The 11,465-nt window shown below is 69.5% G+C and carries 6 protein-coding genes and 1 pseudogene; 6 read left to right on the top strand and 1 reads right to left on the bottom strand.

Features of this window, described 5'->3' with window-relative positions:
* Positions 1-25: 25 nt before the first annotated feature.
* Positions 26-1,342, bottom strand: coding sequence for an adenosylmethionine--8-amino-7-oxononanoate transaminase (locus A5714_RS11140; RefSeq protein ID WP_068285210.1), 1,317 nt, complete (start codon positions 1,340-1,342; stop codon positions 26-28).
* Positions 1,343-1,405: 63 nt separating this feature from the next.
* Between A5714_RS11140 and A5714_RS11135 the strand changes: the two genes are divergently transcribed.
* The 6 genes and pseudogenes from A5714_RS11135 to treZ all read left to right on the top strand — a co-directional run.
* Positions 1,406-1,858 (top strand): hypothetical protein, encoded by a 453-nt coding sequence (locus A5714_RS11135; RefSeq protein ID WP_068067031.1) that lies wholly within the window; start codon positions 1,406-1,408, stop codon positions 1,856-1,858.
* A 331-nt stretch (positions 1,859-2,189) separates the two neighbouring features.
* A pseudogene (ripD, locus tag A5714_RS11130) lies at positions 2,190-2,858 on the top strand (NlpC/P60 family peptidoglycan-binding protein RipD); the annotation flags it as partial.
* A 381-nt stretch (positions 2,859-3,239) separates the two neighbouring features.
* Complete coding sequence (locus A5714_RS11125; protein ID WP_068285206.1) at positions 3,240-5,414, top strand: acyltransferase family protein; 2,175 nt, start codon at positions 3,240-3,242, stop codon at positions 5,412-5,414.
* An 84-nt stretch (positions 5,415-5,498) separates the two neighbouring features.
* Positions 5,499-7,688, top strand: coding sequence for a glycogen debranching protein GlgX (gene glgX, locus A5714_RS11120; protein ID WP_068067039.1), 2,190 nt, complete (start codon positions 5,499-5,501; stop codon positions 7,686-7,688).
* 3 nt (positions 7,689-7,691) lie between these two features.
* Complete coding sequence (treY, locus tag A5714_RS11115; RefSeq protein ID WP_068285204.1) at positions 7,692-9,992, top strand: malto-oligosyltrehalose synthase; 2,301 nt, start codon at positions 7,692-7,694, stop codon at positions 9,990-9,992.
* A partial coding sequence (gene treZ, locus A5714_RS11110; RefSeq protein ID WP_068285202.1) for a malto-oligosyltrehalose trehalohydrolase occupies positions 9,985-11,465 on the top strand: 1,481 nt, incomplete at its 3' end. The genes treY and treZ, both read left to right, overlap by 8 nt.

Genomic DNA, 11,465 nt, shown 5'->3' with positions numbered 1-11,465 from the left:
TGCCTGGCGCCGGGCGTTCATGGACCTAGAGCCTACGAGAGCCGACCAGGCGGGCGACGTCGACCATCGCCGAGGTGATCTGGTCGATCTCGGCGGGCTCGCAGACGTAGGGCGGCATGGCGTAGACGAGGTTGCGGAACGGGCGCAGCCAGACGCCGCGGTCCAACGCCGCCGGGGTGGCGGCGGCCAGGTCGACGGGCTGGTCGCATTCGACGACGCCGATGGCGCCACAGACCCGCACGTCGGTGACCCCGGGCAACGCCCGGGCCGGTGCCAGCCCGGCGGTCAGGCCGGCCGCGATGTCGGCGACGCGGGCCCGCCAGTCCTGGGCGAGCAGCAGCTCGACGCTGGCCACCGAGACGGCGCAGGCCAGCGGGTTGGCCATGAACGTAGGCCCGTGCATGAGCGCCCCGGCCTCGCCGGTGCTGATGGTGTGGGCGATCTCGGCGGTGCACAGCGTGGCGGCCATGCTCAGGTAGCCGCCGGTGAGCGCCTTGCCCACGCACATGATGTCGGGGCTCACCGCCGCGTGGTCGGCGGCGAACAGCTCGCCGGTGCGGCCGAAGCCGGTGGCGATCTCGTCGAACACCAGCAGGACGTCATGGCGCCGGCAAACGTCGCGCAGGTCGCGCAGGTACTGGGGATCGTGAAAGCGCATGCCGCCGGCGCCCTGGACCACCGGCTCGACGATGACGGCGGCCAGCTCGTCGGCGTGCTCGGCCAGCTGCGCCTCGAACGCCGCGCTGTAGGCGGGGTCGTAGTGTCGCGGCACCTGCGGGGCGAACAGCTGGCGGGCCAGGATGTCGGTCCACAGCGAGTGCATGCCACCGTCGGGGTCGCACACGCTCATCGGCGTGAAGGTGTCGCCGTGGTAGCCGCCGCGCCACGTCATCAGCCGGTGCTTGCCCGGCCGGCCGCGGCTGCGCCAGTACTGCAGCGCCATCTTCACCGCGACCTCGACCGACACCGACCCGGAGTCGCTGAAGAACACCGTTTCCAACCCGGCCGGCGTGATCTGCACCAACAGCTGCGCCAGCCGGGCCGCCGGTTCGTGGGTCAAGCCGCCGAACATGACGTGGTTCATCGCGGCGAGCTGGGCCGTCATCGCTGCGTCCAGCACCGGGTGGCCGTGGCCGTGGATCGCGGTCCACCAGGAGCTCATCGCGTCCAGCGCCTCGACCGGCCGCCCGTCGCGGATCAGCGTCAGCCAGGGGCCGTGGGCGGCGACGGCGACGACGGGCGCGACGGCCTCGGCGCCGATCGTGCTGTAGGGGTGCCACAGGTGCGCGGCGTCGATCGCGCTGATCTGCTCGGGCGTCAGCCCGGCCCTCGCCGCCGGCATAGTGATCGAGCGTAGGACAGCCGGAGTCGCGCGAACGCCGCCCATCGGGAAGCATGGAATCCCATGGCCACGCCGCAGCAGCCCGACGACCCCGGCGCGAGGCCGCCGTCGAACGCCGTCAACGACGCCCCGGTGGCGGACTACGACGACGAAGCGCCGCGGGTGCTGCGGGTGCGGCTGGTGCCCTGGGACGTCGTGTGCACGGTGGTGCTGTCCGCCCTGCTGGTGGTGCTGGCCACGGCGACGACCTGGCCGTCGCGGCTGTTCGGCTTCCTCGCCAACGTCTGCGAGGGGGACACCTGCGGGCCCGTGCCGTTCGGGATCGACTACTACATCCACCCGGTGGTGTGGGGCGGCATCGGCGCGGCCATCGCGGCCGTGGTGGTGGGCCCGCTGGTGTCCATCCTGAAGGGTTGGTACATGTCGTTCTGGCCGGTGCTGGCCCTCGCGATCGTCATGGTGAGCTCGGTCGCCGGGGCCGTCCTGACGATATTCAGCGAACGTTACTGGGCCTGACCCGCTTCGTCGCCGACCGCCCGTCGAGCGGTTGTGACCGCGTCCCGCTGAGACCGAAATCACAACGCTGAGGCGGTGATTGACCGCGCCCGTCACCGTCCGGTCACGTTCCGACAAAAAATGCCCTTGGTCCCTGGCGGCTAACTCGGTCTGTTGTCAAAGTGGCAATTGTGACTGATGTGAATGAAGCGGTCCCCCGCGTCATCCACGTCCGCAAGCGTCACGACGGTGATCGGGCCCGGCGCAGGGGCCGGTGCCGGTCGTGAACCGGGGGCGGAGGCGCGAAGTCACCGCGCCGAAGCCCAACGAGCCCCGAGAGGCCTGAACGAACATGAAACGCATCTCCGCCTTCGCGATCGGCTTGGCCATCCTGGCGGGGCCGGTGGCCGCCCCGGTCATCGCGGCCGCCGACCCGGGTGCCCGATCCATGGACTACCAGCAGGCCACCGACGTGGTGATCGCGCGCGGCCTTTCGCAGCGCGGCGTGCCGTTCTCGTGGGCCGGCGGCGGGGTGAACGGCCCCAGCCGCGGCACCGGCACCGGGATCAACACGGTCGGCTTTGACGCCTCGGGCCTGATGCAGTACGCCTACGCGGGCGCCGGCATCAAGCTGCCGAGGTCGTCGGGCGCCATCTACCGGGCCGGTCAGAAGATCCTCCCGCAGCAGGCGCACAAGGGTGACCTGATCTTCTACGGCCCCGACGGCACTCAGAGCGTCTCGATGTACCTCGGCAACAATCAGATGCTCGAGGTCGGCGACGTCGTCCAGGTGTCCCCGGTGCGTGCCGCCGGCATGACGCCGTATCTGGTGCGGGTGTTGGGCGCGCAGTCGGCGGCGGTGCCGCAGGCGCCCGCGCAGCAGACGCCCGCCCAGCAGGTTCCGACGCAGCAGACGCCCGGCCAGCAGGTGCCCGCCCAGCAGGCCCCGCTGCAGCAGGCCCCGCTGCAGCAGGCGCCGGTCCAGCAGGTCCCGACGCAGCAGTCCCCGCTGCAGCAGGCACCGGTCCAGCAGGTCCCCGCCCAGCAGGCCCCGTTGCAGCAGGCCCCGGTCCAGCAGGTCCCGACGCAGCAGGCCCCGTTGCAGCAAGCCCCGGTCCAGCAGTCCCCGTTGCAGCAAGCCCCGGTCCAGCAGTCCCCGTTGCAGCAGGCCCCGGTCCAGCAGCTGCCCGCCCAGCAGGCCCCGCTGCTACCGCTGCCGGCTCAACAGTCCCCGCTGCAATCCGGGATCAACACCGCCCGCTGACCCTCCACGTCGGCAACCGATCACCCGTCGCTTGACCCCGGTCGGCGCCGGCGGTACTCAGTGCCCCACAGAGGAGCACTCCGCCGCCGCGCGCTGCCAGGAGCCGAGCGGCGGGTTTCGGTAAATTAGCGGTCGATCATGCTGACCCTGTCCCCGCCTCCCACGCCGCTCACCGCCGCGGAAACGGGCGCGCCCGCGGCGGACACCGCGGCGCCGCGGGGGTTCTACCGCTATGACCTCGACGGGCTGCGCGGCATCGCGATCGCCCTCGTCGCCGTCTTCCATGTCTGGTTCGGGCGGGTGTCCGGCGGCGTCGACGTCTTCCTCGCGCTGTCCGGTTTCTTCTTCGGCGGCAAGATCCTGCGCGCCGCGTTGAACCCGGCCGTCACCCTGTCGCCGCCGGCCGAGGTGGTCCGCCTGGTCCGCCGCCTGGTCCCCGCGCTGGTCGTCGTGCTGGCCGGGTGCGCCGTGCTGACCATCCTGGTCCAACCGGAGACCCGGTGGGAGACGTTCGCCGACCAGAGCCTGGCCAGCCTCGGCTACTACCAGAACTGGGAACTGGCCAACAGCGCCTCGGACTACCTGCGGGCCGGGGAGGCCGTCAGCCCGCTGCAGCACATCTGGTCGATGTCGGTACAGGGCCAGTTCTATGTCAGCTTCCTGCTGCTGATCGCCGCGTGCGCCTATCTATTCCGCCGGCCGCTGGGCGCCCACTTGCGCGGCCTGTTCCTGGGGCTGCTGTCCGCGCTGACGCTGGCCTCCTTCGCGTACGCGATCCTGGCCCACCAGCACGACCAGGCGGCGGCGTACTACAACACCTTCGCCCGCGGCTGGGAACTCCTGCTGGGTGCCCTGGTCGGGGCGCTGGTCCCCCACATCCGCTGGCCGGCCTGGCTGCGCGCGACGTTGGCGACGCTGGCGCTGGCCGCGATCCTGGGGTGCGGCGCCCTGATCGACGGCGTGCAGCAGTTCCCCGGTCCCTGGGCCCTGGTCCCCGTCGGCGCCACGGTCCTGATGATCTTGGCGGGCGCCAACCTGGGCACCGGGCCCGACGCCGCCGAGCGGATGCCGCTGCCCAACCGGTTGCTCGCGACGCGGCCGCTGGTGGCGTTGGGCGCGATGGCGTACTCGCTGTACCTATGGCACTGGCCGCTGCTGATCTTCTGGTTGTCCTTCACCGGTCACCGGCATGCGAACCTCGTCGAGGGCGCGGCGGTGCTGCTCATCTCGGGCGTGCTGGCCTACCTGACCACCAGGCTCGTCGAGGACCCGTTGCGCTACCGCGCGTCGGCGAAGTCGTCCGCCCCGGTACCCGCGGTGCCCGTTCCCTGGCTGGTGCGCCTGCCGCGACCGACGCTGGCGCTGGGCACCGCGATCGCCCTGCTCGGCGTCACCCTGACCGCCACCTCGTTCACCTGGCGCCAGCACGTCACCGTCCTGCGGGCGGCCGGCAAGGAGCTCAGCGTCCTCAACCCGCAGGACTATCCCGGCGCCCGGGCGCTCACCGAGCACGTGCGGGTGCCGTCGCTGCCGATGCGTCCCAGCGTCCTGGAGATCAAGCAGGACCTGCCCGCGTCCACGCGGGACGGCTGCATCAGCGACTTCGTCAACCCGGCCGTGGTCAACTGCACGTACGGCGACGTGACGGCCGACCGGACCATCGCGCTGGCGGGCGGCTCGCACGCCGAACACTGGCTGCCCGCCCTGGACCTGCTGGGCAAGCTGCACCAGTTCAAGGTCGTCACGTATCTGAAGATGGGCTGCCCGCTGTCCACCGAGGAAGTCCCGTTGATCATGGGCAATAACGCCGCCTACCCGCAGTGCCGCGAGTGGGTGCAGCGAACGATGGCCAAGTTGGTCAACGACCACCCCGATTTCGTGTTCACCACCTCCACCCGGCCGTGGAACATCAAGCCCGGCGACGTGATGCCGGCGACCTACATCGGGATCTGGCAGACGTTCTCCGACAACAACATTCCCGTCCTGGCGATGCGGGACACGCCGTGGCTGGTGCGCAACGGCAAGCCGCTGGACCCGGCCGACTGCCTGGCCAAGCGCGGCAATTCCCAGTCGTGCGGGGTGAAGCGCTCCGAGGTGTTGGCCGACCACAACCCCACCGTCGATTTCGTCCCGCAGTTCCCGTTGCTCAAGCCGCTGGACATGTCCGACGCCATCTGCCGAGCCGACGAATGCCGCGCCGTGGAGGGCAACATCCTCATCTATCACGGCGCCCACCACCTGTCCCCCACCTACGTGCGCACCATGACCGGCGAACTCGGCCGGCAGCTCGCCGCGGCCACCGGGTGGTGGTGACCAGCCGCGGCGGCGGTGTGGCCGGATCGACAGGGACGCGCGGCGTGAGCGTTCGTGGCCGCCGGAAAGCGCGGATAAGGTCATATGGTGCCGACCAACAATCACGCTTCAGAAACAGGCGTTGCCGGTGACAGGCCAAGACTCGCCACCGTGTGGCCGGGGAACCCCTATCCACTCGGGGCCTCCTATGACGGCGCCGGCACGAACTTCTCGTTGTTCTCCGAGATCGCCGAGAGGGTCGAGCTGTGCCTGATCGACGACCAGGGCGACGAGGCGCGAATCCCCCTGGACGAGGTGGACGGTTACGTCTGGCACGCGTATCTGCCCAATATCACGCCCGGCCAGCGGTACGGCTTCCGCGTGTACGGCCCGTTCGACCCCGCGGCCGGCCACCGCTGCGACCCGAGCAAGCTACTGCTCGACCCGTACGGCAAGGCGTTTCACGGCGAATTCCAGTTCGGCCAGGCGTTGTTCTCCTACGACATGGGCGCGGTGCGGGCCGGCGGTGACGACGCCGACCCCGGCACACCGCCGATGGTCGACTCGCTGGGCCACACCATGACCAGCGTCGTGAGCAACCCGTTCTTCGACTGGGGGTCCGACCGGGCGCCGCTGACCCCCTACCACGAGACGGTCATCTACGAGGCCCACGTCAAGGGCATGACCCAGACGCACCCCGCCGTGCCCGAGGAGCTGCGGGGCACCTACGCCGGGTTGGCCCATCCCGCCGTCATCGAGCACCTCAAGTCGCTCAACGTGACGGCGTTGGAACTGATGCCGGTGCACCAATTCATGCACGACTCGCGGCTGCTGGACCTTGGCTTGCGAAATTACTGGGGCTACAACACCTTTGGCTTCTTCGCCCCGCACAACCAGTACGCCGCCAACCGCAATTCCAGCGTGGCCGAGTTCAAGTCCATGGTGCGCAGCCTGCACGAGGCCGGCATCGAGGTCATCCTCGACGTCGTCTACAACCACACCGCCGAGGGCAACCACCTGGGCCCCACCATCAATTTCCGGGGCATCGACAACGCCGCGTACTACCGGCTGGTGGACAGCGACCTGCGCCGCTACCGGGATTACACGGGCACGGGCAACAGCTTGAACCCGCGACACCCGCACGTCCTGCAGCTCATCATGGACTCGCTGCGCTACTGGGTGACCGAGATGCACGTCGACGGATTTCGTTTCGACCTGGCCGCCACGCTGGCGCGCGAGCTGCACGACGTCGACCGGTTGAGCGCCTTTTTCGATCTGGTGCAACAGGATCCGATCGTCAGTCAGGTCAAATTGATCGCCGAGCCGTGGGACGTCGGCGAAGGCGGATATCAGGTCGGCAATTTCCCGGGTTTGTGGACCGAGTGGAACGGGAAGTATCGCGATACTGTGCGCGACTACTGGCGGGGCGAGCCCGCAACTCTTGGCGAGTTCGCTTCCCGGCTGACCGGGTCGTCGGACCTCTACGAGGCGACCAGCCGGCGGCCCAGCGCCAGCATCAACTTCGTCACGGCGCACGACGGGTTCACCCTCAACGATCTCGTGTCCTACAACGAGAAGCACAACATGGCCAACGGCGAGGACAACCGCGACGGGGAGAGCCACAACCGCTCCTGGAACTGCGGTGTCGAGGGGCCCACCGACGATCCGGAGGTGCTGGACCTGCGGGGCCGCCAGATCCGCAACTTCTGGGCCACCCTGATGCTCAGCCAGGGTACGCCGATGATCGCCCACGGCGACGAGTTCGGGCGCACCCAGCAGGGCAACAACAACGTCTACTGCCAAGACTCCGAATTGTCATGGATGGACTGGTCTTTGGTGGACAAGAACGCCGAGCTGCTCGCCTTCGCGCGCAAGGTGACCGCGCTGCGCAAGAGGCATCCGGTGTTTCGCCGCCGCAGGTTTTTCGACGGCAAACCGATCCGCACCGGCGACGAGGTGCGTGACATCGCCTGGCTGACACCCGACGGCCAGGAGATGACGCCCGACGACTGGAACAAGAGTTTTCACATGTGCGTCGCGGTGTTCCTCAATGGCGAGGCCATCACCGCGCCGAACGCGCGGGGTGAGCGGGTCGTCGACGACTCGTTCCTGTTGTGTTTCAACGCCCACGCCAAGGATATGGAATTCGCCATCCCGCACGACGACTATGCCCAGGAGTGGACCGTGGAGTTGGACACCAACGAGCCCGCCGGCGGCGCCAACCGCGTGGTGGCGGCCGACGAGACCATGACCGTACCGGCGCGCTCGGTGCTCGTTTTGCGTAAGACCCTGTGACGCATGGTATCTCAGATAGTTTCGACCTACCGGTTGCAGCTGCGCGGGGCGTCCAGCGGGTTCGGTTTCACCTTCTCCGACGCCGAGAAGCTGCTGGACTACCTCGATGAACTCGGGGTGAGCCACCTCTACCTGTCGCCGATCATCACGCCGGTCCGCGGGTCCACCCACGGCTACGACGTGGCGGACCCCACCAGCGTGTCCGACGAGATCGGCGGCGCCGACGGCCTGGCGCGACTGTCGGCGGCGGCGCAGGCCCGCGGCATGGGCCTGGTCGTCGACATCGTGCCCAACCACGTCGGCGTCGACCAGCCCCAACAGAACCCGTGGTGGTGGGACGTCCTGCGCAACGGCCGCTCGTCGCAGTACGCGACGTTCTTCGACATCGATTGGGACCTCGACGACGAGGGCCGAATCGTGTTGCCCGTCTTGGGTTCCGACGACGACGTCGCCGACCTGACCGTCGACGGCGACCTGCTGCGGTTGGGCGACCTGGCGTTCCCCATCGCCGACGGCACCGGTGCGGGCACCGGGCCGCAGGTGCACGATCGCCAGCACTATCGGCTGGTCGGCTGGCGCAACGGCGTCTGCGGGTATCGCCGGTTCTTCTCCATCACCTCGCTGGCCGGGCTGCGCCAGGAGGACAAGGCGGTGTTCGACGCCAGCCACGCCGAGGTGGCCCGGTGGTTCGCCGAGGGCCTGGTCGACGGGCTGCGCATCGACCACCCCGACGGGTTGTCCGACCCCTGCGGCTACCTGGCGTGGCTGCGCGAGCTGGTCGGCCCGCAGGCTTGGATCGTCATCGAGAAGATCCTGGCCGTCGACGAGGCGCTGGAACCGACCCTGCCCGTGGGCGGCACCACCGGCTACGACGTGCTGCGGGAAGTGGGCGGCCTGTTCGTGGACCCGTCCGGGGCGCCGGCGTTGACCGAGCTGGTCGAGACGGCGGGCCCGGCGTACGACACGATGCCCGCGCGGTTGGCCGAGTTAAAGATCCGGGCGGCCACGGTGACGCTCGCCAGCGAGCTGGCCAGGCTGCGCCGGGCCGTCGTCGCCGCGGCGGGCACCGATGACCCGCTGCTGCCCGAGGCCGTGGCGGCGCTGCTCACCCACATCGGGGTCTATCGGTCCGACTACCCGTCCCTGGCGGCCATCCTGCCCACGGCGTTGGCGAATACCCAAGCGGCGCAACCGGAATTGGGCCCCGCGCTGGAGGTGCTGGCGGCCGCGCTGGCGCACGGCGGTGAGCCCGCCACGCGGCTGCAGCAACTGTGCGGCGCCGTCACCGCCAAGGCGGTCGAGGACTGCATGTTCTACCGCGACGCGCGGCTGGTCTCCCTCAACGAGGTCGGCGGTGAGCCGCACCGCTTCGGCGTCGGCGCGGCCGAGTTTCACCACAGCGCCGCCACCCGCGTCCACAACTGGCCGCAGGCGATGACGACGCTGACCACCCACGACACCAAGCGCGGCGAAGACGTGCGCGCCCGCATCGGCGTGCTGTCCCAGGTGCCGTCGTTGTGGACCGAGTTCGTCGCGCGGTGGGAGGCCGCCGCCCCTTCCCCGGACCCGTCGACGGGACAGTTCCTGCTGCAGAACATCTTCGGGGTGTGGCCGGTGTCCGGTGAGGTCACCGACGAGCTGCGCGAGCGGCTGCACGCGTACACCGAGAAGGCCATCCGGGAGGCCGCCGCGCACACCACGTGGAACGACCCGGACGCCGCGTTCGAGGGCGCGACGCACCAATGGCTGGACAACGTGCTCGACGGGCCGGTGGCCGGACAGCTCACCGAGCTTGTCGCGCAACTTAATCCGCACGCCGCCAGCGATGCGCTCGGGCAGAAGCTGTTGGCGCTGACGGTGCCCGGCATTCCCGACGTCTACCAGGGCACCGAGCTGTGGGACGACAGTCTGGTGGATCCCGACAACCGCCGGGAGGTCGACTACGCGACCCGCCGCGCCGCGTTGCAAGCGTTGGAGCACCCCAAGATCCGGGTTGTCACCACCGCGCTGCGGGTGCGCAAGGCGCGGCCGGACACCTTCCTGCACGGCGCCTACACCCCGGTCCTGGCCGACGGCGACGCCGCCGACCACGTGGTGGCGTTCCGCCGCGGCGACGACGTCCTGGTCGCGGTGACCCGCTGGACCGTGCGGCTGGCCGAAACCGGTTGGGGCAACACCGTCGTGCCGGTTCCCGAGGGGCGTTGGACCGACGCGCTGACCGGTTCCATGGTGAGCGGACCGACCGCGGCCGCCCAGCTCTTCGGAGAGCTGCCCGTCGTCTTACTGGAGCGCAGCCATGACTGACTTTCGCGTGTGGGCACCCAAACCGGAGCGGGTCCGCGTCGACGTCGAGGGGCAGGTCCATCCGATGACCCGCTCGGAGGACGGCTGGTGGCACGCCGCGGTGGACGCCGCGCCGGAGGCACGCTACGGCTTCCTGCTGGACGACGACACCACCGTGCTGCCCGACCCTCGATCGGCCCGGCAACCCGATGGCGTGCACGAGCGTTCGCAACTGTGGCAGCCCAGCCACGCCTGGACCGACGGCGACTGGGCCGGCCGGTCGCTTGAGAACGCGGTGATCTACGAGCTGCACCTGGGCACCTTCACCGACGCCGGTACCTTCGACGCCGCCATCGAAAAGCTGGACTACCTGGTGGATTTGGGTGTCGACTTCGTCGAGCTGATGCCGGTGAACTCCTTCGCCGGCACCCACGGCTGGGGTTACGACGGGGTTCTGTGGTACAGCGTGCACGAACCCTACGGCGGCCCGGACGGCCTGGTCCGATTCGTCGACGCCTGCCACGCGGCGGGCCTGGGTGTGCTGATCGATGCGGTGTTCAACCACCTCGGCCCGTCGGGCAACTACCTGCCCAAGTTCGGGCCCTACCTGTCGTCGGCCAGCAACCCGTGGGGCGAGGGCATCAACATCGCCGACGCCTATTCCGACGAGGTGCGCCGCTACATCATCGGGTGCGCGTTGCGTTGGATGCGGGTCTTCCACGCCGACGGCCTGCGGCTGGACGCCGTGCACGCCTTGGTGGACACCACCGCCATCCACATCCTGGAGGAGTTGGCCGCCGAAACCGAGCACCTGGCACAGGAAGTGGGCCGCCCGCTGTCGTTGATCGCCGAAAGCGACCTCAACGATCCGCGGCTGATCACCGCCCGCGAGCGCGGCGGCTACGGCCTGACCGCGCAATGGGCCGACGACATCCACCACGCCATCCACACCGCGGTGTCGGGGGAACGCCAGGGCTATTACGGCGACTTCGGGTCGCTGGCCACGCTGGCGAAAACGTTGCGCCACGGCTTCTTTCACGCGGGTACCTACTCGTCGTTCCGGCACCGGCGGCACGGCCGTCCGATCGACACTTCGGAAGGCTCCGGGATTCCGGCCACCCGCCTGGTCGCCTACACCTGCACCCACGACCAGGTGGGCAACCGCGCGCTCGGCGATCGGCCGTCACAGAACCTGACGGGAGGCCAGCAGGCAATCAAGGCCGCGTTGGCGCTCGCGACCCCTTTCACCGCAATGCTTTTCATGGGTGAGGAGTACGGGGCCTCCACACCGTTCCAGTTCTTCAGCTCGCACCCGGAGCCGGAGTTGGCGAAGGCCACCGCCGAAGGTCGCAAGGCGGAATTCGCCGAACACGGGTGGGACGCCGACGAGATCCCCGACCCGCAGGACCCGCAGACGTTCGCCAACTCCAAACTCAACTGGGATGAGGTGGACTCGGGTGAGCACGGCCGGGTGCACCGCTTCTACCGCGAGCT

It is taken from the genome of Mycobacterium sp. E2462, assembly GCF_001672685.1.
Classification (GTDB): Bacteria; Actinomycetota; Actinomycetes; order Mycobacteriales; family Mycobacteriaceae; genus Mycobacterium.
The sequence above is the reverse complement of the archived record's forward strand: the minus strand, read 5'-3'. Positions and strand labels throughout refer to the sequence as shown.